General features: G+C 41.9%; 25 protein-coding genes. 13 read left to right on the top strand and 12 right to left on the bottom strand.

Features of this window, described 5'->3' with window-relative positions; genetic code table 11:
• The 4 genes from K8S13_RS24710 to betA form a co-directional block, all read left to right on the top strand.
• The coding region (locus tag K8S13_RS24710; RefSeq protein ID WP_291466392.1) for a 4Fe-4S binding protein at positions 1-182 on the top strand (182 nt) is incomplete at its 5' end.
• Positions 175-1977, top strand: coding sequence for an aldehyde ferredoxin oxidoreductase family protein (locus K8S13_RS24705; RefSeq protein ID WP_291466391.1), 1803 nt, complete (start codon positions 175-177; stop codon positions 1975-1977). The genes K8S13_RS24710 and K8S13_RS24705, both read left to right, overlap by 8 nt.
• 18 nt (positions 1978-1995) lie before the next feature.
• Positions 1996-2586: a TetR/AcrR family transcriptional regulator gene (locus tag K8S13_RS24700; protein ID WP_291466390.1), complete on the top strand. Its 591-nt coding sequence runs from the start codon at positions 1996-1998 to the stop codon at positions 2584-2586.
• Positions 2587-2607: 21 nt separating this feature from the next.
• Positions 2608-4257, top strand: coding sequence for a choline dehydrogenase (gene betA, locus K8S13_RS24695; RefSeq protein ID WP_291466389.1), 1650 nt, complete (start codon positions 2608-2610; stop codon positions 4255-4257).
• A gap of 35 nt (positions 4258-4292) precedes the next feature.
• On the opposite strand, the gene K8S13_RS24690 is transcribed toward betA, so the two are convergent.
• The 4 genes from K8S13_RS24690 to K8S13_RS24680 form a co-directional block, all read right to left on the bottom strand.
• Positions 4293-5084, bottom strand: coding sequence for a hypothetical protein (locus K8S13_RS24690; RefSeq protein WP_291466388.1), 792 nt, complete (start codon positions 5082-5084; stop codon positions 4293-4295).
• A 333-nt stretch (positions 5085-5417) separates the two neighbouring features.
• On the bottom strand, positions 5418-5987 hold the full coding sequence (locus tag K8S13_RS24685) for a hypothetical protein (RefSeq protein ID WP_291466387.1): 570 nt from the start codon (positions 5985-5987) through the stop codon (positions 5418-5420).
• Entirely contained in the window at positions 5974-6243 is a 270-nt protein-coding gene (locus K8S13_RS25845; RefSeq protein WP_367172882.1) for a type II toxin-antitoxin system RelE/ParE family toxin, read from the bottom strand. The genes K8S13_RS24685 and K8S13_RS25845 overlap by 14 nt, the downstream gene beginning before the upstream one ends.
• The gene (locus tag K8S13_RS24680; RefSeq protein ID WP_291466386.1) at positions 6236-6472 is read right to left on the bottom strand and encodes a hypothetical protein; all 237 of its coding nucleotides are present in this window, start codon (positions 6470-6472) and stop codon (positions 6236-6238) included. The genes K8S13_RS25845 and K8S13_RS24680 overlap by 8 nt, the downstream gene beginning before the upstream one ends.
• A gap of 242 nt (positions 6473-6714) precedes the next feature.
• On the opposite strand from K8S13_RS24680, the gene K8S13_RS24675 reads away from it, so the two are divergent.
• From K8S13_RS24675 to K8S13_RS24645, 7 genes are all read left to right on the top strand, one after another.
• Entirely contained in the window at positions 6715-7836 is a 1122-nt protein-coding gene (locus K8S13_RS24675) for a HAMP domain-containing sensor histidine kinase (protein WP_291466385.1), read from the top strand.
• 15 nt (positions 7837-7851) lie between these two features.
• A complete protein-coding gene (locus tag K8S13_RS24670; RefSeq protein WP_291466384.1) occupies positions 7852-9192 on the top strand; it encodes a sigma-54 dependent transcriptional regulator in 1341 nt (446 codons plus the stop codon).
• Positions 9193-9399: 207 nt separating this feature from the next.
• Positions 9400-9579, top strand: a complete 180-nt coding sequence (locus tag K8S13_RS24665) for a hypothetical protein (RefSeq protein ID WP_291466383.1) — start codon at positions 9400-9402, stop codon at positions 9577-9579.
• A gap of 10 nt (positions 9580-9589) precedes the next feature.
• Complete coding sequence (locus K8S13_RS24660) at positions 9590-10048, top strand: DUF2318 domain-containing protein (protein WP_291466382.1); 459 nt, start codon at positions 9590-9592, stop codon at positions 10046-10048.
• An 11-nt stretch (positions 10049-10059) separates the two neighbouring features.
• The gene (locus K8S13_RS24655) at positions 10060-10500 is read left to right on the top strand and encodes a hypothetical protein (protein WP_291466381.1); all 441 of its coding nucleotides are present in this window, start codon (positions 10060-10062) and stop codon (positions 10498-10500) included.
• Positions 10487-11647 carry an FtsX-like permease family protein gene (locus K8S13_RS24650; RefSeq protein ID WP_291466380.1) on the top strand — a complete coding sequence of 387 codons (1161 nt, stop codon included), beginning with the start codon at positions 10487-10489 and terminating at the stop codon, positions 11645-11647. The genes K8S13_RS24655 and K8S13_RS24650 overlap by 14 nt, the downstream gene beginning before the upstream one ends.
• Positions 11648-11666: 19 nt before the next feature.
• Complete coding sequence (locus tag K8S13_RS24645; protein ID WP_291466379.1) at positions 11667-12347, top strand: ABC transporter ATP-binding protein; 681 nt, start codon at positions 11667-11669, stop codon at positions 12345-12347.
• A 4-nt stretch (positions 12348-12351) separates the two neighbouring features.
• Here the strand turns inward: K8S13_RS24645 and K8S13_RS24640 are convergent, their stop codons facing one another.
• The gene (locus tag K8S13_RS24640; protein WP_291466378.1) at positions 12352-13875 is read right to left on the bottom strand and encodes an ATP-binding protein; all 1524 of its coding nucleotides are present in this window, start codon (positions 13873-13875) and stop codon (positions 12352-12354) included.
• A gap of 467 nt (positions 13876-14342) precedes the next feature.
• Between K8S13_RS24640 and K8S13_RS24635 the strand changes: the two genes are divergently transcribed.
• Complete coding sequence (locus tag K8S13_RS24635) at positions 14343-15005, top strand: hypothetical protein (protein WP_291466377.1); 663 nt, start codon at positions 14343-14345, stop codon at positions 15003-15005.
• Positions 15006-15057: 52 nt separating this feature from the next.
• Complete coding sequence (locus K8S13_RS24630; protein WP_291466376.1) at positions 15058-15369, top strand: PilZ domain-containing protein; 312 nt, start codon at positions 15058-15060, stop codon at positions 15367-15369.
• Between the two features lie 16 nt (positions 15370-15385).
• Here the strand turns inward: K8S13_RS24630 and K8S13_RS24625 are convergent, their stop codons facing one another.
• From K8S13_RS24625 to K8S13_RS24595, 7 genes are all read right to left on the bottom strand, one after another.
• Positions 15386-16705, bottom strand: coding sequence for a sigma-54 dependent transcriptional regulator (locus K8S13_RS24625; RefSeq protein WP_291466375.1), 1320 nt, complete (start codon positions 16703-16705; stop codon positions 15386-15388).
• On the bottom strand, positions 16695-19181 hold the full coding sequence (locus K8S13_RS24620) for an ATP-binding protein (RefSeq protein ID WP_291466374.1): 2487 nt from the start codon (positions 19179-19181) through the stop codon (positions 16695-16697). The genes K8S13_RS24625 and K8S13_RS24620 overlap by 11 nt, the downstream gene beginning before the upstream one ends.
• A gap of 192 nt (positions 19182-19373) precedes the next feature.
• Complete coding sequence (locus K8S13_RS24615) at positions 19374-19910, bottom strand: FmdE family protein (protein WP_291466373.1); 537 nt, start codon at positions 19908-19910, stop codon at positions 19374-19376.
• Positions 19911-19934: 24 nt separating this feature from the next.
• Complete coding sequence (locus tag K8S13_RS24610) at positions 19935-20705, bottom strand: ABC transporter ATP-binding protein (protein ID WP_291466372.1); 771 nt, start codon at positions 20703-20705, stop codon at positions 19935-19937.
• The gene (locus K8S13_RS24605; RefSeq protein ID WP_291466371.1) at positions 20702-21772 is read right to left on the bottom strand and encodes an iron ABC transporter permease; all 1071 of its coding nucleotides are present in this window, start codon (positions 21770-21772) and stop codon (positions 20702-20704) included. Before K8S13_RS24605 ends, K8S13_RS24610 begins: the two co-directional genes overlap by 4 nt.
• Positions 21773-21784: 12 nt before the next feature.
• Positions 21785-22894: an iron ABC transporter substrate-binding protein gene (locus K8S13_RS24600; protein WP_291466370.1), complete on the bottom strand. Its 1110-nt coding sequence runs from the start codon at positions 22892-22894 to the stop codon at positions 21785-21787.
• Positions 22895-23088: 194 nt separating this feature from the next.
• The coding region (locus tag K8S13_RS24595; protein ID WP_291466369.1) for an aminotransferase class III-fold pyridoxal phosphate-dependent enzyme at positions 23089-23448 on the bottom strand (360 nt) is incomplete at its 5' end.

Genomic DNA, 23448 nt, shown 5'->3' with positions numbered 1-23448 from the left:
ACCCGGATAAATGTATCGGCTGTGGACTGTGTGCTCAATACTGCCCCATAGGGGTGATTCAACTGGATACTGACACCCAAAAAGCCGTTAAATGTGAATTGTGCCAGGGGAAACCTTTGTGTGTTGAGGCCTGCCCCACAGGAGCCCTTGAACTTGTTTATAGAGGAAAGATCAATGACTGAAGCCTACACAAACAAACTGCTGATGATTGATTTATCTTGTTCATCCTCTGAAACCCTTTCGGTTCCTGATGCCTTAAAAGCTGATTTTATCGGCGGAAAAGGATTTGGAGCAAAGCTTCTTTATGACAAGGTTCCCCCTGGTACTGACCCTTTAGACAAAAACAATCTTCTCATGTTTATGACCGGTCCCTTGACCGGTACCATGGCCCCGGCCATGCGGGGGTGTGTGGTCACCAAATCTCCTTTGACCGGTATTTTCCTGGATTCCTATTTTGGAGGCAATTTTGCTCCTGAAATCAAATATGCCGGATATGATGGTATCATTATAAAAGGCTGTGCAAAAAAACCCGTCTTTATCTGGATTAATGATGATAATGTGGAAATCAGGGATGCCCGCCACCTTTGGGGGGTAGATACTCTGGAAACCAATCGCATGATCAAAGAAGAACTCAATGATGATACCATCAAGATTGCCGGTATCGGCCAGGCAGGAGAAAACCAGGTTCTTTTAGCCCTCATCTGCTGCGAATACAACCGCCAGGCAGGAAGGGGCGGAGCCGGTGCTGTCATGGGCTCCAAAAACCTTAAGGCCATTGCAATAAAAGGGACTAAACCAGTTAGTGTATATGATCCCCAGCGATTTATCAAAGCCTGCACCACGGCTCTTAAAGAATTAGAAACAAGCCCGGATATAGAATCCTTCCGCCAGGCAGGCACGGCCGCTTCAGTTGAATTTGCCAATGAAACCGGACTCTTGCCCCATAAAAATTATCAGAACGGAACCTTTTCAAAGGCAGCCATGCTTTCAGACAAAGGGCAAGCCAAACATCTGTGGCTGGGCAGTAATGTCTGCATGGGATGTCCCATCCGGTGTTCCAAAATTGGAGCGGTTCGCACCGGCAAATACAAAGGCATTGTCACGGATATTGTGGAATATGAATCCGCCGCTCTCATGGGGTCCAACCTGGATATTTCAGATATCAGGGCCGTGGCCCATCTGGTCAAACTCTGCGATCTTTACGGTATAGATTCCATGTCTACTGGTAATATTATCGGCTTTGCCATGGAAGCCTGTGAAAAAGGGCTGATCCAATCTCCAAAAGGCATTGATATAAAATTTGGCAATGTAGAAGCGGCTGAACATCTGATCCATGCCATAGCCGCCCGGAAGGGCAAGCTTGGAAAACTTCTGTCCAAAGGTGTGAAACAGGCAGCCGATGAAATCGGCGGAAATGCATTGGATCTGGCCATGCACACCAAGGGGCTTGAATCACCTGCATGGGGACCCAGAGGCGTATCAGGTATGGGGCTTGCTCTCATGACCACAGACCGGGGCGGCTGCCACCAGCGGGGATTTCCCGTGTCCTATGAACTGTCAGGAGAATGGGAAGGGCACCCCCTTGATCCTCTTTCGCCGGTGGGCAAAGCTAAAATGGTGATTGCCCTCCAGAATTATTCCGCAGGCACAGACACCCTGGTTAAATGTGATTTCGCCACTTACGGCATCTCCGGCGCCACTTATGCCGAACTTCTCAGTGCGGCAACGGGCCGGGAGGTGACTGCAGACATTTTTATAAAAACCGGAGAACGGATCTGGAATCTTGTCAGACACTTTAACCTGGCACAAGGAATGGATGCTTCAAAAGATACCCTTCCCACACGGTTTGTAAGGGAACCACTTCCTGACGGACCTGCAAAAGGCCACAGGATTTCAAATAAAGATATGGCCTATATGAGACAGGAATATTATAAGCTGAGGGGATGGAACAAAAAAGGAATTCCACCCAAACTTTGAATCCATTGAGGACAAATTATGCCAACTCCCATCAATAAAAAAGAGGCCAAACGAATCGCTACAAGGAAGCGAATCCTTGAGACCGCCACTCATCTATTTGCACGGCTCGGGTACCATAAAACCACGATCCAGGACATTGCCTATCACATCGGCATGACCACGGGGGCCGTATTTCACTACTATGATTCCAAGTCGGATATTCTGGATGATGTCGTAAAAGAGCTTGATCAGAGTTTTAACCGGTACATTGAGTATCTGGCCAAAAGCCATACGGATTATAAGACATTGATCAACGGTATCATGGATATTTTTATGGACCGGTTTCACTACCAGCCGGACAACATTATTGCACTGGCATCGCTGGCTGCGGAATTCAGCGGTATCAGGGGGCCTGTTATGATAAAAACCCAGGCAGCCTATGACAAATTCGCAAATGCCCTTGAAAATGCCCTGAATCAAATTTCTAAAAATAAAACAAACCGGGCCGCTGCAATCTGTTTTATTTCAGGACTTCAGGGCGTGGCACTCCAGGCCCTTATCAGGGATGGTGAGATGGATATTGATGACCTGGTGGCAGGATTTATCAGCCTGGTGACTGAGAACCGGTAATACTGAAAAGGAATTATAAAAATGAAAAACTATAACTATATCATAATTGGCGGCGGATCTGCAGGGTGTGTTCTTGCCAACAGGCTCAGCCAGGACCCGGCAAACAATGTATTGGTCCTGGAAGCCGGCCGGCCGGATTATATCTGGGATGTCTTTATCCATATGCCTGCAGGCCTGACCTTTCCTTTGGGCAATAAATATTATGACTGGTGTTACGAATCCGAACCCGAACCCTTCATGCAAAACAGGAAAGTCTTCCACGGCAGAGGAAAGGTATTGGGCGGATCATCCAGTATCAACGGTATGATTTACATCCGCGGCAATGCCATGGATTATGAAAAATGGGCAAAGGATGCAGGCATGGAAAACTGGGATTATGCCCACAGTCTTCCCTATTTCAAACGGGCTGAAAACCGTCTGAAAGGCCCGGATGCATATCACGGCACAGACGGCCCCCTCATCCTTGAAACCGGACCCTGCAAAAACCCGCTCTTCCAGGCATTCCTCAATTCAACCGAACAGGCCGGCTATCCTCTGACCGATGATGTCAACGGATACCGCCAGGAGGGATTCGGTGCCTTTGACCGGAATATCAGCAGGGGACGCCGCCTCAGTGCAGCAAGGGCCTATCTCCACCCGGTCCTGAAACAACGGCCTAACCTGGATGTCATCTGCCGGGCCTTTACCACCAAAATCCTGTTTGAAGGTAAAAAAGCCATAGGTGTAGAATTTATCAAAGGCAAAAAGGGCCGGGCCCAAACCATCCATTCAAGTGAAGTCATCTGCTGCGGTGGTGCCATCAATTCCCCCCAGATTCTCCAGTTATCAGGTATTGGAAATGCCGGGGAACTTGAAAAACTCGGCATCAAACCAGTACATGATCTTCCCGGTGTTGGTGAAAACATGCAGGATCACCTGGAAGTCTATGTTCAGTACAAAAGCAAAAAACCCGTATCCATGAACCCCTCCCTTAAATGGTGGAAAAAACCCTTTATCGGCTATCAGTGGCTCTTCCACAGGTCAGGAGCAGCTGCCACCAATCATTTTGAGGCCGGTGGATTTCTCAGAAGCAATAATGATGTAGAATACCCCAATATCCAATTTCACTTCCTGCCTTTGGCCATCCGTTACGACGGCAGCCAGCCCAGCCATGAGCACGGCTACCAGGTCCATGTGGGCCCCATGTATTCCAATGCCATCGGATCTGTGAAAATCAAGTCTGCCGATCCAAAACAGCACCCGGCCCTGCGCTTCAACTATTTATCCACGGATCAGGACCGTAAGGAATGGGTGGAAGCCATAAGGTGTGCCAGAAAAATCATGAACCAGCCGGCCTTTGATGAATTCAACGGCGGTGAAACCTCGCCCGGCAACCATATCCAGACGGATGATGATATCCTGAAGTGGGTGGCAAAGGATGCGGAAACAGCACTTCACCCCTCCTGCACCTGCAAAATGGGAAAAGATGACATGGCAGTGGTGGACCCGGATACCATGAAGGTTCACGGCGTGGAAAACCTGCGTGTGGTGGATGCTTCGGTCATGCCCTATGTGACCAACGGCAACATCTATGCCCCGGTCATGATGGTGGCGGAAAAAGCCTGTGACCTCATTTTGGGGAACACTTTGGAACCGCCTTCAACGGCAGGGTTTTATCGGCACAAAGCCTGAAAAATTGGATCAATACTCCAATCTCTTAACCGGGTTTATGCCTTTGGAATTTTAAAGCTGCATGGAACGACAACCTGGCACTTCCCACATACATGGGTGGTTTGTTCCCGGCCTGCCAGTTCTTTTGTATCACGAAGATTGGATTTTAATCTGGTCCAGCATTTTTCCCGGTCTATTCCTGTCTCGGAAGATACGGCTCCGACGGGGCAGCGCCTGACACACACCAAACATTTATGACCATTTTTATGAAGGCAAAGCTCCTTTTCAGTAACCAGAGGGCTGTCACCCAGATCGGCTTCGGTTACCAGGCTGCCCATACGGCCAGTACAGCCTGATGGAGTAATAAATTGAGCATTGACCCCAAAACGGCCCAGGCCTGCAATATATCCCAGATGCTTATGGGACCAGCGGGCCATGAGTTTCTTATGGTCAAAATTGTGGGTTGCCGGAACAAGAGCACTTTGGTATCCGGCATCCTCAAGAAAAAGTTTGATCTGCTCACACAGGCTGTTAATCAATGAATTAGTGGATTCATATGCCAGTCCCCAGTTTCTGCAGGGAATCTTGCCTTTATGATTTTCTCTGGCCAGCTCTTTGATAAAAGGAACAAAAAAAACGATTACAGACTTACCCGTGGCCAGAAGGTCTTTTGGAAGGACATGGTCATCTGCTGCAATTTCAGGCAAAATATCAAAGCGTTCGTCTGCCTTTGCCGTGACCGCAAGGGGTGTCCGCCAGAAATTTTTTCCTTCTGTCGCCTTTGGATAATCTGCTGCATAATTTTCAATCAATGTTCTCAAATCGCCGGATGTAACAAGCCCTGTCATAATCACCTCTAATCATCATTTAATAAAACCGTCAAAAAATAATAATTTATCATAAACCACTTAAAAACAATATGAATATTTTCTTTAATATCAGGGCAATCGCAAGCAAAACCTCTTAATCCACTTCATAAAAAACACAGGAAATAATGGTTGTTACCTTACCTTTTGTCTGATATCGAGAATAAAGACCTTACGTTTTATTCCATTTAACGATTTGAGGAAAGTTTGCAGACAATAAAAGATCACAGATATGGTCATCGCGAACGGTTGAGATCTCGGCATCTTAAAACAGGGAGAGAATCCCTTGCCGATTATGAACTTCTTGAGCTCTTATTAACTTATTCTATCCCTCGAAAAGATACAAAAGTGATTGCAAATATGATAGGTAGGAACCTTTTTAGTCTTAACACGCATGGGATATCCAAAGGCAATACTCTGGACAGCCGCACCAATATAATCCCCCACACCAGGCAATTTTTTAAATCGGTAAAAATTGTCCGGTATAGTACCGTTGAGGTTTTTTGATATTACGTTGGCGGCTTTATGAAAATTTCTGGCCCGGGCATAGTATCCAAAGCCTTCCCACATTTTAAGAACGGTTTCAAGGTCGGATTTTGCCAGATCATGAAGGGTGGGGAAACGATTTATAAAGTTTAAAAAATACGGAATGACTGTTTTGACCTGGGTCTGTTGGAGCATGACCTCGGATATCCAGATGTGGTATGGATCATGGCTCTCCCGCCAGGGCAGATTTCGATGATGTACGTGATACCATTTTGTAAGTTTGTCCTGAAACAGGTAAATGTCAGCTTGTTGTTTCAAATTGAGTAATATGTCTTTCGATATCCCGCCACCACAGGGTCGGGTTGAGTGATGGGTTATAATTATTTCACTTGTAAGCATTCTGTCGATGCTTCAAATCAATAATAACGACGAGGATTTTTTCATTCTCTATCAAATAGAACAATCGATAACTACCAACTCGATATCGATAATATCCTTCAAAAGCACCCTTAAGTTTTTTAATGTTTGTTCCAAAATATGGATTTGACTTCAACTGGGGATAGACAATATTTTTGATTTTTGTATAAAGTTGTGAATCAATTTTCTTTTTGACTTTTTCAAAAGTTTTAGATTCTGCAATTTGGAAATTAAACAATTGTATAATTTCCAGCTTTCAAATTTTTCAGACCCTCTCGAAGATTTTGAACCAACTCCTTGTCATTCAATATTTCGGTCATTTCACTATTATCGACATACTGCACTGAGGTTAGATATTGAAGCGTAGCAAATTCGATAAAATTTGAAATATTTCTTTTCTGACCTTCTGCAGCAGTCTTAATCATTTGATAAACTGAATCATCAACTCTCATTGTTAATGTTTTCATAATATTATCCCTATCTGAATATTAATTATCTACAATATATTCAATTTTATTCAATTTGTCAATTTTTTTATTCCAGTGATTTTGGTAATTTTATAAGGAAATGACGACTATATTAGAATACTATTTGGAGAAAAATATTAAATTGCTCTTGTAAACCCCTTATCCTCTAAATATAATTCGATAGTGTAAACCCGCGTTATGGAGAAAGAAGATTTTACGATTTTGAGCTCCTTGGATGTGATATGAAACCAAATATGAAAATTATTTTATTTTTCCTGTTGCTTGTTTTTGTTATTGTGATTGGCGTCCTTCACACCCTTACCCCGGGATATATGATTTTTTATCATGACACTTATCGGAGGCTAAGCTATTTTCCCATTACCATTGGTGCCATCTTTTTTGGAATCCGGGGAGGGATTCTTCTGGCCGTTCTTTCCTGTCTGGCATTTGTCCCTCATCTTTACATGTTCTGGGCAAGGGGACCTCAAGCCTACTATAGCGAATTGTCGGAAATAATATTTTATCTTGCTGCAGGGGTTGTGGTCGGACTTATTTCAAGCAGAAAAAATAAATTAAAGGAAAAATATAAAACGCTTTCGGAAAAATTGGCTGGATCATATAAACGTCTTCACAAGCAGGCTTCCCAGCTTGTAGAAGCGGAAAAACAACTGGGAGAAAGCCAGAAGCTTTCCATGCTGGGCCATGTGTCGGCTTCCCTTGCCCATGAAATTAAAAACCCTCTGGCTTCCATAAAGGGCGCGGCTGAAATTTTGGCTGATGAGGTGCCTGAGAATCATCCAAAACATGAATTTATTGAAATCATGCGAATGGAAATTTCAAGGCTGAATCATTCAGTGGATGATGTCCTGAAATATTGCAGGGGCCAGCAGTATCAAGACAAAGTGAGAAAGGAACCTATTGAAAAAATTATTAATCAGGTGGTCCTGCTTCTTGAAGCAGGATTGAAGGAGAAATCCATCCAGGTTTCCATTCAGATTGCCAGGCAGGCAGAATCCAGCAAGAACGGGTTTGTGACAGACGAAGCCGCCATGATTCAAGTTTTGATGAATATTATGATCAATGCAGTTGATGCGGTCGAAGAAAACGGCAAAATTTTCATTGAACTTGGCACATACGAAAGGGGGTGCCTCATTCGTATTTCAGATGATGGGCCCGGTATAGATAAAAATATGGCTGAAAAGGTGTTCCAGTCATTTGTGACATTCAAGGAAGAGGGAACAGGGCTCGGACTTTCCATTTCAAAAAGGATAGTTGAAAGCTTAGGTGGCAAAATAGTTATTGAAGAGTCAACCCTTGGCGGTGCAGCTTTTTCAATATTTTTGCCCGGAAAAAAATATAAATAATGAGAGTAACCAAATATGTCCGATATAATATTATTGATTGATGATGATCAAAGTTTAAGACGGGTTACAGAATACAATCTGAGCGCAAAAGGATTTAATGTTGTAACAGCAGCTTCTGGCGAACAGGGGCTTGAACATTTTAAAAATTATTCTCCGGATCTTGTGGTGACAGATGTTAAATTAGGGGATATGAACGGGCTTGATATCCTGACAAAGATAAAAAAAAATGCACCGGATATCCCTGTGATTATCATGACGGCATTCGGCTCCATTGAAATGGCTGTCCAGGCTATGCACAAGGGAGCTTTCAATTTTATCACCAAACCGTTTGACCGGGATACCCTGATTTTATCCTGTAAAAAAGCACTGGAACTAAAAGGGTTACGGTCCCAAGCAAAGCTTCTGGCAAATGAAATCAACCGTCTTACCGGCACCGAGGGCATCATCTCTGCAAGTTCTGTCATGAAGGAGTTGCTGGATACGGCATCCAGAGCTGCAAACAGTGATGCAACAGTATTAATTACCGGTGAAACCGGTACCGGCAAAGAAGTCCTGGCACGGTTGATTCATCAGAACAGTCCCAGAAGCAATGGCCCCATGGTTGCCGTTAATTGTGCGGCCATTCCTGCAGGACTGATTGAAAGTGAGCTTTTCGGTCATATGAAAGGATCTTTTACCGGTGCCATAAAAGACAGGAAAGGACATTTTCAAACCGCATCAGGCGGAACACTTTTTTTGGATGAGATTGGTGAGGTGGCAACCGATATCCAAGTCAAACTGTTACGGGCAATCCAGGAAAAAGAGGTCCAGCCCGTGGGATCGGAAAGGGCAAAAAATGTTGATATCAGGATTGTTGCAGCCACAAATCTGGACCTTCAAAAAAGGATTGTCAAAGGAGAATTCAGGGAAGATTTATATTATAGGTTGAGTGTGATTCCTCTCTTTATCCCGCCATTAAGGGAGCGGACCGAGGACATTCCTTCCCTGATAAAGCATTTTTTAAATAAATTTGATGCACCCCAAGATGTTGTTTTCTCCCGACAAGCCCAGGAGCTATTAAAAGTTTATCAATGGCCAGGCAATATCAGGGAAATGCAGAATATTGTCGAACGATGTATTATTTTAAGAAAAAAGAGTGTGATTGAACCTGAAGATCTTCAGCTGCTTGATCATAAAACATCATCAGCGCCCCTTGCGCCTGTTATCCCTGATGAAGGGATTGCCCTGGAGGATATTGAAAAGAGTTATATTTTAAAAGCCCTTGAAAAGGCAAACCAGAATCGTTCAAAAGCTGCCAGATTGTTAAAAATACCCAGACACGTTCTTTTATACCGACTGGAAAAGTATGGCCTGTAAACTTGTAGATTATTCTACATCTGCCTGTGGAATAATCTTCAAATTCCTTTCATTTTTAATTGGCTCGGTTTCGTTGGTAATCAAATAAATTCTTTATTTTTTCAGGTTGTTAGAATTTAATCCAATTAAACTGATCCATTGGCACGGGTTTTGATCTATTGAGTTGGAAACAGATGGATAAAAAACCTTAAAAATTTGGAGGACAATGTGAAAACAACAAAACAGTTCATCTTTGGTTTTGTCGGCTTGGTTCTGATTTTCATGACAGGATTGGTCATGGCTGAAAAACCAGATACCCGGGATTTAAGCCGGGCCGTTTTGAAAATAGACAGCCTGTCTTGCGGGGGATGCTTTTCCACGATCAATGCAGGGCTTACACCTTACTAAGGAAAAAAATATGAAATTATTTTGGAAGGGTTTTACAATACTTTTAATACTGCTTTTAGCCGGTTCAAAAGCCTATGCACTTTTTGGGGGAAAATTCAAAACATTGAAGCCAAAAGATGGAAATCTATATATTTCCATAAAAAATTTAAGTGATGGTAAAGCCCAATATTTTCGGACAAAAGCAGATGACGGGACCCTGGTGGACTTTTTTATAGTTCAGAGTGAAGACGGGGTGATTCGAGCCGCCATTGATTCCTGTGATGTCTGTTATCGCTCCGGTAAAGGATATGTCCAGGATGGTGACGTCATGGTCTGTACCAATTGCGGCAGAAGGTTTGCCACGGACAGAATCAATGAGGTCAAAGGTGGATGCAACCCGGCCCCGTTAACACGGGTGATCCAAAGGGAGACGCTTGTGATTTCCATGGAGGATATTAATACCAATGCATGGTATTGCAAGTATAAATAAAGGGTATTCACATGGTATATGATCCTGAAAAATATCGAGAGAAAAGAGAAAAAGTCCTGGGAATAAAAAAAAGGGGCCTGGGATTTGGCACCATTGCAGTGATTGTATCCTTGATCATCATCGTGGGACTGAGTGTTGTAACGATTCCCCAGGCGATTTCTTATATGGCCACACGCCACCTGGATGATGCGATTTTTAAGCTGGAATCGGATTCAACCTGGCCGGAGATCGTTATCGCAGGGATAACTACCATTCAAGGGGTGAAAAATATCGTTAAGGACAAGCACGATACACGACTTGTTGTCACCTATGACCGTCGATGGGTCAAGCTTTCCAACATTACAGCCTTGTTTGGTCAGCATAATTTAAATGTTACCTTGCTCAATCAGGTCAACCATCGTCAGCATCAGAATACATTGAAAAAAGAGGAGGAAGGGCTTGAAACTTCATAATATCTCTTTTGGAAATATCAAACGTCGAAAAGGCAAAATGCTTTTCCTGGTCTTAGGTCTTGTGATTGGTATTTCAACGGTTGTCACCCTTCTTTCCATAACTGAAAGTATGACCCGGAATATTGAACAGCGGCTCAATCGGTTCGGTGCCAATATCGTCATGGTTCCCAAAAGTGAGAACCTGTCGCTCAATTACGGCGGTATTGATGTGGGCGGTGTCAGTTATAATGTCCGGGAATTTGATCAGGAAAAGTTGGCAAACATCAGAACTATAAAAAATTATAAAAATCTTTCCATTATCGCTCCTAAAGTGCTGGGACCGGTCAAGGTAAAGAATAAAAACGTTCTGTTAATGGGAGTGGTGTTTGAAGAAGAACTGGCTTTGAAAACCTGGTGGCATAAAATCGGCGGTGTATTTCCTGAAAAGGAAAATGAGGTAATGCTGGGGTCTCAGGCGGCAACCCTGTTTGGGTTTAAAATAGGCGATGCCATAAGTCTTTTGGGCAAACCCTTTAAAGTGACAACGATTTTAAAACCCACTGGTGGTTCAGAGGATGATGCCATTATTGCAGGTTTAAGCGCCAGCCAGAAACTTCTGGGAAAAGAAGGCAGGCTTTCAATGGTTGAGATTTCGGCTTTTTGCCAGGGATGTCCTATTTCAGAAATGACATTGCAGATTGCAGAGAAATTTCCCTTTGCAAAAGTAACCGCCATGAAGCAGGCTGTGATGTCCAAAATGCAGTCCATTGACATGTTTAAATCTTTCAGCCTGGGCATATCCCTTATTGTGATTCTCATCGGTTCATTGCTGGTCCTGGTCACCATGATGGGATCGGTCAATGAGAGGACAAGGGAAATCGGAATTTTCAGGGCCATCGGGTTCAGAAGGGGGCATGTCATGCAGATTATCCTGCTGGAAGCACTGTTGCTGGGTATCATTGGCGGTATTCTGGGATTTGGTATTGGAAACCTGATTGCATACGGCATTATTCCCCTAGTGATCAAAGATGGCATGTTTGTTGGAATCAACATGAACTTAGGAGTTATCTCCATACTCATGGCCGTGGCCTTAAGCCTTCTGGCAAGCCTTTATCCTGCCTTTAAAGCCAGTAACATGGACCCGAGCGAAGCATTAAGAGCGCTTTAAAAAATAGAAAGAAAACAAGATGACACAGGTTAATCATTTCATTGAAATTCACGGATTGAAAAAAACATATCAAAGTGGTGACACCAAAGTAGATGCCATTAAACAAATGGATTTTTCTATTGATGATGAAGAGTTTATTACCATTATGGGACAGTCCGGTTCCGGTAAGAGTACGCTGTTATCCATTATGGGGGCGCTCAATCACCCGACACAGGGTAAGGTCCTTGTGGATTCCCTTGATCTCTATTCTTTAACCACTGAACAGCGGGCTGATTTTAGGAGTGAATATATTGGATTTATTTTCCAATCTTTTCAGCTCATTCCCTATTTGACTGTGCTGGAAAATGTCAAACTTCCCATGGCGGTCACAGGCTGGACAAAGAAGCTCAAAGACCGGATGGCCTTTGAGGTGATTGACCGGGTTGGTCTTGGGGATAGGGCTCATCGACTGCCGGATCAGCTATCAGGTGGAGAGCAGGAAAGGGTGGCTATCGCCAGGGCCATTGTTAATAAACCTCCCATTATCCTGGCGGATGAGCCCACAGGAAATCTGGATTCAAAAACTGCCTGCGACATTATGATGCTGTTACAATCTTTAAACAAAGACGGACATACCGTCATTGTTGTCACCCATAATCCGGGTGTGGAAGCCTATGCCGATAGAACTATCAGGGTCCGGGACGGGGAGTGTTATGCATGATTTATTATTGGGTTCTTGATTCCATTTTTTTACTAAAAATCGGCAGAAAGATATGGGCTGTTGTCCCTTTTTTCACTGTTGATTCGATATCAATATTTCCACCGTGCCTGGCAACAATAGACCAGGCTATGCTCAGCCCAAGGCCTGTGCTTTTCCGGCTGCCCAAGGGTTTGGTAGTGAAGTAGGGATTAAATATCATATCCAGATGCTCCCGGGAGATGCCGCAGCCTGAATCTGAAATGATAATGGAAACCCGGGGGGTTCTTTGTAATTGTTCCAGGTATCTTATAGCAATATCAATCCGGCCACAATCATCCATAGATTCCACCGAGTTTTGAAGGATATTTTCAATGGCAGTCTTAAGCTGGTCTTGATCTGCATAAAAGGATCCGGGAATTGAGTCTGATTCAAATGAATGGGTAATTTTTTCAGGATCAAGGTTTTTCTCAAGGATTTGCAGTATCAGTTTTTCAATATCAGTTTTTTCCTTTAGAGGCCTTCCACCCTTTGCAAACATAATCAGTTTTGAGGATATACCCTTGGCCTGTATGATACCCTTTTCTGCGATTCGCAAATATTCTTGTGTTTCATTTTCAGAGCAGCTGAGCTGAGCAAGGTTGATATTCCCCATGATCGTGGACAGGGTATTGTTGAAGTCATGGGCAACTCCACCGGCCAGGGTACCGATGCTTTCAAATTTTTTGGATGTTTCAATAGCTTTTTCAAACTCCCGGAAAATTTTTTCATGTTCTTTTTTCTCCGTGATATCAAAGGCGGTTTCAAGCCGGACAATTCTTTTGTCATTCCATTCGATAGCCTTGTCAACAATACTGTACCAGCGATGATTAAGCGTGTTGCGAAATTCCCATTCAAAGGGTTCACCCGGATTTCCGTCGGGTTGGATCAACCGTTTGTTCGTACAGAAGGGACAAGGAGCGGTCTGGCCTTTCTGGATAACCTGCCAGCATTTGAGCCCTTCAAGGTCCAGCGGATCATCATACCCTAAGGTTTCCAGGAATTTTTTATTAGTATAAAGTAATTCATGGGTTTGCATATCAGATACATAGACGATTGCCTCCATTGAATCAAATATATCTTTGAATATGGCAAACTCGTTTTTGTTTTTCTCTTTTTGGGTGATCAGAGAATGCTCTATGTCATATCTTTTTTCAGCCTGCTCAATGATTTTGTACAGGTGATTCATATTTTTTACAGGTTTTTCCAGGTATTCAAAGACATTGTTCTGTTTTAATGCATTTGCTGCATTTTCAATGCTGGCGTATCCTGTAAGAAAAATGATCTGTACACAGGGATCAATCTGTTTTAAGGCGTGCATTAACTCAATGCCGTCCATTCCATCCATTTGGATATCAGATAGCACAACCTTGAACGGATATTTTTTAAAAAATTCAATGGCATCATATCCATTGGATGCTGTTTGGACCCAAAATCCGCGATTTTCAAAAAGAACCTTAAATGACAGGGTCAGACGGGGCTCGTCATCAATGATAAGCAGTCTTTTTTCCACTTAATTATGCCCTCCCTGGGATACGATACCGATCAAGGTGTCAATATCAATCTTGTTAGTCAAAAAAATTTCTTTTATATCACAGATTTTATTCATCAATTATTTAGGCCCTTAACTGAAATAAGGTTTACATAATGGAGCAGGAAAATTCAATAGATAAAAATCTATTATTCTTTCTGAGTTGTATAATTCTCTTTGTGGCTGATAACAGCCACTTTTGGTTGTACGATAACAACCACTCAATTTAAATCCATGCTTTTTAAATCCAGATATTTCATTTTAACATACTGATAATAAAGCATTTTCACAATGATTAATATCCTGGCACAGGTATTGCTATTCTTAATAAACCAGGTGAACAGGGAAAGAAATAATTTTTATTTATTATTGGAAAAATGAAGTACGGCATCAGTGGTTTTAAAAATGACTTTAGCAAGACAACACTAATTTGAACAGAGGAGAAAAAGATGAAAGAATGGTTAAAAAGAGTGATTTTATTGACAGCAGTATTGACACTGTCAACTATAGGAACAAGTGTTTTATTGCCGGTATCGGTTGAGGCTTTTTCAGCAACCGAAGAGGTGGTCATGAGTTTTCCAGATGGTGATGATTTAGTCTTTACAATAACGAATGACTATACAGATATTGTCGAATTTGCCATTGGCAATCCAGATGCTCTATGGGCTTGGGTTAATCCGACGGAGTTCGCACCTGCAAGTTTAGTATATGGAGCTGTAGCATACAAAGATTTTAATGGTGATTGGACAACATGGGTTGAAGGGTATGATGAGAATAATACCAGTTACTATAGAGATCTGGATTGGATGGAAGCTCCTAACAGTGGTTTTGCTGATTATAGTCAAGCATTTCTTTTCACATCCTGGGGAGCAGCGGCAGCCGGAGATGGTTTTGAATATACTGGTGTTTTAGAAACCGGTTTTACCGATGGCTATGCCGGTATTTCTGGTTTAGGGCCTCAGTCACCAGTTGCTGCCTATTCTCTCAGCCAGGGCACTATTAATGGTGGAGAAGCGCAGGTTGTTCCTGTTCCCGGTGCGATCTGGCTCTTAGGTTCCGGTCTTCTCGGGTTTATTGGATTACACCACAAAAAAAATGGCTCAGCCGATTGATATCGGTTTGTTCTGGTGCCTGCATGATTATGCAGGCAGAATTTAAAAGATTATGTCTAATATGTATAATGAACAACGATATCAGACCCGGCGGTCTCTAAAAATGCCGGTTACTTTTTTCTTAAAAGAGAAAAAAGGCAGTATGTCTGATTATTTTTTTGGATGGACCAAAGATGTCAGTTCGCAGGGTGCCTGTATCTATGCCAAAGTCAACCATATTCCTATTGTTGACAGCCTGATGACCTTGCTGGTGACACCTGAAGTGCAAAGCAGATTTTCAGATTCAGACGTTTTAGTTAAAATTAAAGGAAAAGTGACCTGGAATAACAGCGATACGCAAAGTTTTGGTGTCAGATTTATATAAGAAATACTGGCAATAATTATTTTTTAATGCCGTGTTTTTGAAGCCGATATCGAAGGGCACTTCTGGTAATCCCCAGTTTTTTAGCAGCATTTGATTGGTTCCAGCCACATTGTTCCAATGCTGCCTGCAACAGGTTCTGTTCCTGGGTTGCCATATCAAATCCATGGTCTTTGGTGTTTTGTGGCAATGGATGAATGGTTTCTTTATTGATGATTTCAGGCAAATTATCATGGGTGATGGTTTCTTTATTACAGGTGAGTGCTGCCCGTTCTATAACATTTTTAAGTTCCCTGATATTGCCGGGCCAGGAATAATTTTCTAGAGTCTGAATGGCTTTATCTGCAATTTTAAGAACAGGTTTTTTAAATTCCAGGCAGAATTTTTTTGTAAAAAACAGGGCCAGTTCACTGATATCCGTTGGTTTATCCCGTAATGCCGGCATATTCAGGCATATAGTACTCAAGCGATAGAACAGATCTGCCCTGAATTTGGATTCACTGATCATTACTTCAAGGTTTAGATTTGTGGCAGACAGGATTTTAATGGAAACAGGTGTCGGACTGCTTGCACCGATGGGGGTAATCGTTTTTTCTTCTACAGCATGTAATAATTTGGGCTGAAGCTCAATGGGAAGATCACCAATCTCATCTAAAAAAAGAACACCTTTATCTGCCTGTATAAATGCACCTTTGCGGTCTTGTATAGCTCCTGTAAAGGACCCTTTTTTATGGCCGAACAACTCACTTTCAATCAATTCTCTGGGAATAGCAGCACAGTTAACCTTTACAAAAGGTCCGTTTTTTCTTTCTGATGCTTTATGGATGGATCTGGCGACTATTTCCTTGCCTGTTCCGGATTCGCCATTAATAAAAACCGAACTGTCCGTTGATGCGAATAAAAGGATATTTTTTTTGATTTGTTCCATTTCAACTGAAGAACCAATAAGGTCTTCCAATGACTCAGGCTCTTTTTTGTTTGCAACAAGGGCCTGTTCAATAATTTCCAGCAATTGTTTATGATCAACGGGTTTGGAAAGAAAATCAAAAGCACCGATTTTCATGGCAATTACAGCCGTTTCTATTGAACCAAAAGCTGTCAATATAATTAAAGGGATGTCGGGAAAGTTAAGTCTGCCGAACTTTAAGACTTCCATGCCGTCAACGGGCCGCATTTTTAAATCGGTAACAACAACTTCAGGGTTCCATTGAGTCCATACACCTATCCCCTGTTGACCATCTTGAGCCGTTTTGACCTGGTATCCATTGTCTGTAAGAACCATCTTTAAAATTCTGAGAAGTCTTGTCTCATCTTCAATTATAAGAATTTTATGTTTCATTCATTGTTTCCAAAAATTTATCAGGAATGATTGCTTCCTGTAAATAGGGTCTGTCAATAGTTGCCAATGGTTTTATCGGTAGTCTGATGCGGGCGATAGTTCCGTTTTGGTCCATTTGGGAATTATTTTTTAAGGATATTTCACCATTGTGAGCATTGATAATCTGTCTGCAAACAGCAAGTCCCAGCCCCAGTCCCTGTTTTTTAGTCGTAAAGAAATTGTGAAAGACCTTGTCAAGGTTATTATCAGGAATGCCCGGTCCATTATCAATTACTTTAATTTGAATAAAATCATTATCTTGTTTAACTTCAAGAGTAATTTGGCCTCCGCTATCCATCATTTCTTCGCTGTTTTGGATCAGATTAAGCAATACCTGGGAAAGTTGTTTGAAATCAGCATAAATAGGAGGCAATGTTTCCAAAATATCCATATTGATTTTAACATCAGCCCTGTGATTGTCAGAACGCTGCCATTGATCCATCAATAGATGAATCTGGTTTAAAAGGTTTATTTTCTCAAATTCCGGAGCTTTCTGCCTTGCAAGCTTTAATATGCTGTTGATGGACAAATTTAGATGTTTCACTTCACTTTTTATATAATGGAGCATTTCCTGTGTAACTCTTTTAGACTGTTTGCCGTCTGAAAGATATTGCGCAGAACTGTGGATAATACCTAAAGGATTTTTCAATTCATGTGCCAGAATGGATGTCATTTCTCCGATGGCTGCCATTTTTTCAGATTGAACCTTTTGATCAAACATATCTTCAAGCTGCTTTTTGCTTTCAATTAAGGATTCATGATGGATGGCATTTTCCAGGGCAATAGCCGCCTGGTTGGCAAAACTGGCCAGCAAATGAATGTCTTTTTCATGGAAGAGTCCACCGCTTTTTTTAGGGCCGATAAATAAGAGTGCTGAAAGTGACTGCGAGCCTCTTAGCGGAAGAACAAGGGAAAACCCGTTTTTTTGTATTTCTTTAAGTTCTTTTTCAAGTTCAATATCATCAATCACCTGATAAGTGGAAAAGTATTCCACGGAGTTATCCTTAAATAGTTTGACAAGCCTGCTGTTTGGCCAGGGACTTGTACCAAACCGAAGATGCTCTGGAAAAAGCCGGGATCTTTTTTTTTCAAGAGTCATGATGGCAGTGGATCTGATATTGATTGCTCTGGGAAGCTCGTCTATGACCATGCGGGTAAGATCAGGAAGATAGAGCGTTGCAGATATCATATTGCTGAACTGATGCATAATTTTTACAGAAATTGACTGATGATTGAAAAATATTTTTTTAATCAGATGATCAAGCCTTAAAATCACCGGATGAAAGATAATATTTACAAGAATAAGAAAAACAAGAAACAATTCCTTGGACAGCACCTGTTCGCCAAAAAACCATTTCTTAAGCCCTGCAAGAAACAGCGAATAGATGATTGCAAGACAAATAATAATAGCAAAATAGGCTAATGTCCGACTGATAATCTGATCGACGTTAAGGAGTCTGTATCGAAGAATTCCTGCAAGGTATGCCATGGGGAGGATAAAAAAAGCAAACACTGCAATTTGAAATGAAATAAGAGGATTGTCAAACAAAAGATTGGGCAGGAGGTAGAAGAATAGATAGGGTGCAAAGGTCAACCAATAGGCAATTAGAGGCAGTTTAATCTGATTTTTTTCCTGTTGCGAGGTTAGTAGTTTGTAGTCAATAACATGCTTAACAAAGACACCAATGATAATGAATGGCAGGTATAGGTTTCTCAATCGCTGGACCCAGCCCCAGAACTCCGGTGTCAGGCCAGCGGCATATAAAGACCCACCAATAGTTGTAACAACCGGCAAAAGATATATGCAGGCAGGAATCCACCATCTGTGCGCAATCAGGTCTCTTGTATCCGGGAACCTGAGTGCAAAGTGAAGCCACAGACCAAATGATACCCAATTGGCAACAGCATTAAGTATAAAAGCCGACGAAAATGTTAATGGTGATAAAAAATCTATTGATGAAGGAATCGTTGCGGATAAAGAAGTTGAAAGGCTGCATAACATCAGAAAAAAAAGAAAGACCTGGGGGCTGGGAGGTGCCCTGTAAAGCGCTATTGAACCAAGGGTAAGAAAGACAACAATTAATATCAATCTGGGCCAGATCAGCTCAAACAAAGAGAGCATGGTAAAAGGAATCGTTTCTATAAGGAGATCTATTTTTTTTGAATTCCTGAGTATAGTCATGGTTCCAGGGGTTTTTACAGGAGGGTTGGTTAAGGAAAATCCAAGGATTTCATGATGGGAAAGGCCATGTGCTGAGATGATGATATCGTTTAATTCAACCAAATTAATTGGTTTTGTAATTTTTGAAATTAAAAGGCCTTTTTGGGTTTTGTCTATTTTAAATCCTGCATTTCCGTGTAAAAATGCAGCATTGATAAAAAAAACCACAGCTATAATCGGAATAGCAAAAAAAATGCTTAAGAAAAGTCTGCGCATATCAATTACCTCGCAGCTTTTATACCAATAACCGCTAAATATAAGTAAAAATACATATATCTGGTTATCAAATCTGTTAAAAATGTCAAGAATTATCTGTTGCAGCCCAGGTCAGATCTGACTATTGTCGATTTGATGGAACGACCAGATTTTATAGAGGAGTGATCGTTCCAATTAAAATTTTGAGGAAAGCTAAATTTTCTGCTCCACAGTCTGAAAACACGGGATACACAGATTTTTACCGTCAAACATCCGGATACGGGATTCCATAACCATTTCACTACAGCTGTCACATTGAATGCTTTTCAGAATCCTGGCAGGTCTTACCGGCGGTGTGTCCACGTTCTCTGTTGAAAAAAGAACTTTTAAGTCGGCCTGTAGTATCTGTTTAATTCGATTGTCCCTGTTTTCTTCATCCCTTGCAAAATTATCTTTGAATACAGCCCGAAAACCCTTTTGAGTATCTCTGTTATAAAAGGTAAAGGCTGATTTGCCATAATCTTTGTGGATCAGGTTACCCTTGCCAAAAGAGCATCCTGTCAGAAACTGGATGGCATCCACACCGCACATGTCTGTTTCAGCTACGCAGACAGGGGTTTTTATATTTTGGATATCCAGTTTTTCCATTGCAAGTTCAGAAACCCGAATCCCTATGGCCAAGCCAGGACAGCTATGGCCGTGGAACTGAATTGTTTTTTCAATCACCTCTTTTCCTATAGAACACGTCATTCTTACATCTCCTTTTTTTAATATTCAGGCAGCTTTTTTATTCTCAATGGGGACGACAAGGGGAAATCCCTTGTGATAAATGATTTCAACGCTGACACCATAAACATCTTCTATCATTTTTGAAGAGATTTCATTTATCTTTCCAGCCCCATAAATTGTTTTATCTTTTAAAAATAGATACTGATCCGCATAACGCAAGGCTGTATTTAGATTATGCATGGTCATGATTGCTGCAATTTGATGTTCTTTTACAATATGCCTGATCAGCCCAAGGATATCTGTCTGGTTTTTCAAATCCAGGCTGCTGGTGGGTTCATCCAGCAGCAGAAGGTCTGTCTGTTGAACAAGCGCCCTGGCAATGGACACTTTTTGCAGTTCTCCCCCGCTCATCTGATCCAGGTATTTCAGGCACAGATGGGAAAGATTCAGCCTTTTTATGATGGCATCTACTTTTTTTAAATCATCTATACTTGTTTTAAAACGGATATGGGGATGCCGTCCTAGGAGGATAGCATCAAATGCCGTAATCCTTGCCGGTTCATTTTTTTGTGCCACATAACTGATTTCTTTTGCAATTTGTTTGATATCCATTTGCCTGATATTCTGATCCTTTACAAGAATATCACCCCCCTGGGGAGAGAGGATGGAATTTAAGCATTTAAGCAAGGTTGTTTTGCCGACACCATTGGGGCCCAGAATGACGGTTGTTTCACCTTTATTAATGGAAAAATTGATATTTTTCAGGGTTTCATGGCTTTTATAATGAAATGCAAGATCATTCACGTTAAGAATCATTTTTTATGTCCTTTTATGATGAGATAGATAAACACAGGCGCTCCAAGAAACGATGTGAAAATTGAAACCGGCAGTACATGGGGTAGAAGAACCAGCCTTGCCACAATATCGGCAGACAGAAGAATCAGCGCACCCACAAGAATGGAGGCCGGCATGAGAAATTTTTGATCATCTCCGATCACCCGTCGAACAATATGGGGGGCCACAAGTCCGATAAAACTGATAATACCTACAAAAGAGATGATGACAGAGGTGGCAAGGGATGCCGCCATCATTGCCGAAAGTCTTATACTCTCAACTTTTACGCCAAGTCCTTTGGCGGTTTCATCTCCCATATCCATGGCATTATAATTTCTTGTGTTGGCCAGAAAATAGATCAAAAGACAGAGGGTTACCCCAAAAAGAAAGTAAAAATCTTTCCAGTCTGCCCTGGCAACATCTCCAAATGTCCAGAACACCATGGCAGCGAGCTGAACATCATCGGCAAAAAATTGAAGGAGCATGGTTCCGGCCATAAAGAGTGATCCCAACGCTACGCCGGTCAGCACCATGGTTTCCGGAGAAGCGCCTCTTATCTTTGAGATATAGGTGATCAGGCAGGCGGTCGCCATGGAAAAGAAAAAGGCAGACAAAAGCGTTACCACAGGATTTGAAATTCTTAAAGCATCGTTAAAAGAGCTTGCCATTACGCCGGTTCCAAGGATCATAACGGAAAATGCTGCGCCAAATGCCGCAGCATGGGCAATGCCAAGGGTAAAAGGTGATGCCAGAGGATTTCTTAAAACAGATTGCATCACCGTACCCGCACTTGCAAGACCTGCACCCGCAACTATGGCAGTCAGGGTCTGGGGCAGCCTGATATTCCAGATGATCAGCTCAAACTGCCTGGAACTTGAATTTTTCAAAAGGGTTTTAATCACCTCAAAAAACTCGATATGAACCGACCCAACAGATATGCTGACAATCATAACGAACATCAGGGCAATAAAGACCAGAAAAATAAATAATATTTTTTTCCTTATATATTTTGAATATTTTTCTGATATCTCGCCATCTTCGAAATGCATGGCTCAACCTTTTTAATTAATGTCCACGGGTTGAAAAACCATGTCTTGAAACAAAGAATTCATGGAATTAAAAACAGGTTTTGAAACCAGAAATTCATAGATCTCATCTGCTTTTTTCTTGGGATCAATATCGGCAAACCTGTCCGGATATAAAATTGTTCCAATATACCAGGCATCCGCAAGGATAGAGCCATAGTTCTGAGTATACCAGTTATAAGGAAGTACACCATATACTTTATTGGCGTTTACGGCAGTTAGTCCCTTATAAACCGGGTCGTTTTTTAGTTCATGAAGGCCGCCATGACCTTCCCCCATCTGAAGGGTGGACAGATCCAGGAACAGGATATCAGGGTCAGCCTGAAGTATTTTTTCTTTAGAAAAATTGCTGTGGCGAAAATTTTTACCTGTCATATCTCCGGTTGAGGCAACATTTTTTGCATTGATAAATTGAAAAGGGGGGTAGGAAGGTTCTGTGGATTGGAACCCATGGGGACCTTTAAACGCAATTCCCCCGATAAAACAAGTCTTCTTATCAGCAATATCTTTAGTCCTGTTTTCAAGTTCATGAATATGTTCATTAAAAAAACGGATCAATTCTTTAGCCCGGGATTCTTTTTGCAATACCTGACCGATGATATTCAGTGCATTGAAAAATTTTTTCCTGTTTTTGAAAAGATCGCCGTATTCAAGAATGACCACTGGAATCCCGGTTTTTTTTCCAAGCTCAACCGGATCATATCCCATGGTGGCATATGTTTTGAAAATTACCTGGGGAAAATTTTTTAACCCCAGTATTTTTTCAGGGTCATCATACCCTCTGAATCCCCCGAAAACAGGAAGTTCTTTAAATTGTGGATTGGCCAGAAAATAAGGGCGGGCATCAAAGTTCCTTTTTTTTGTTTCCATATCATCAACAGCCACAACAAGATCCTGGGCATTAAAGTAGGTGATCAGTCTTAAACTTCCCGGACCGGAACAGATGATCCGATCAATTTTTTGGGGTAAGTTGACTGTTCGCAGGTTGGCATCCGTTATCTGCCTTAACGGTTGAGCAACTGCAAGACAAGCGAATACAGCCAAAAACAGAAAAGTAAATAATAGGGTCCAGTATTTTTTTTTCATTTTCCTCTCCTTTAAAAATAAAAAAGCCACGAAGATATAATCCCCTAAAAAGGAGATTATCAGCCTTCGTGGCTCTATTTTAATATTATAGTGTTACTTTTTTATTTTTTGTCTTCAGACAAAAGCTTTATTGTCTCTATAAGATTCTTCCTTTGTTGTCAAGACAAGTTCTTTGTTATTCTGCAAGGATAAAATCAGGTAAATGCAGCCCTGATTTTATCCACGGCCCAGTCAATATCCTGTTTTTGAATGACCAGGGGCGGGGCAAACCGGATGATATCGGTATGGGTTTCCTTGCAGAGAATGCCCATTTTCATGAGGGATTTACAAATGGGCCTGACACCCCCCGGGGTTCCTTTCTTTAATTCGACGGCAATCAGCAGCCCTAACCCCCGGACCTCTTTGATGGCATCATTTTTGATTTTTTTCAGTTCTGCCAGAAAATAGGCTCCCATTTTTTGCGCATTTTCAATCATATTTTCTTCCACCAATACCTTCAGGGCCTGTCTTGCCACGGCACAGGCCAAGGGGTTGCCGCCAAAGGTGCTGCCATG

The sequence above is a fragment of the Desulfobacula sp. genome, from assembly GCF_021107415.1.
The sequence above is the reverse complement of the archived record's forward strand: the minus strand, read 5'-3'. Positions and strand labels throughout refer to the sequence as shown.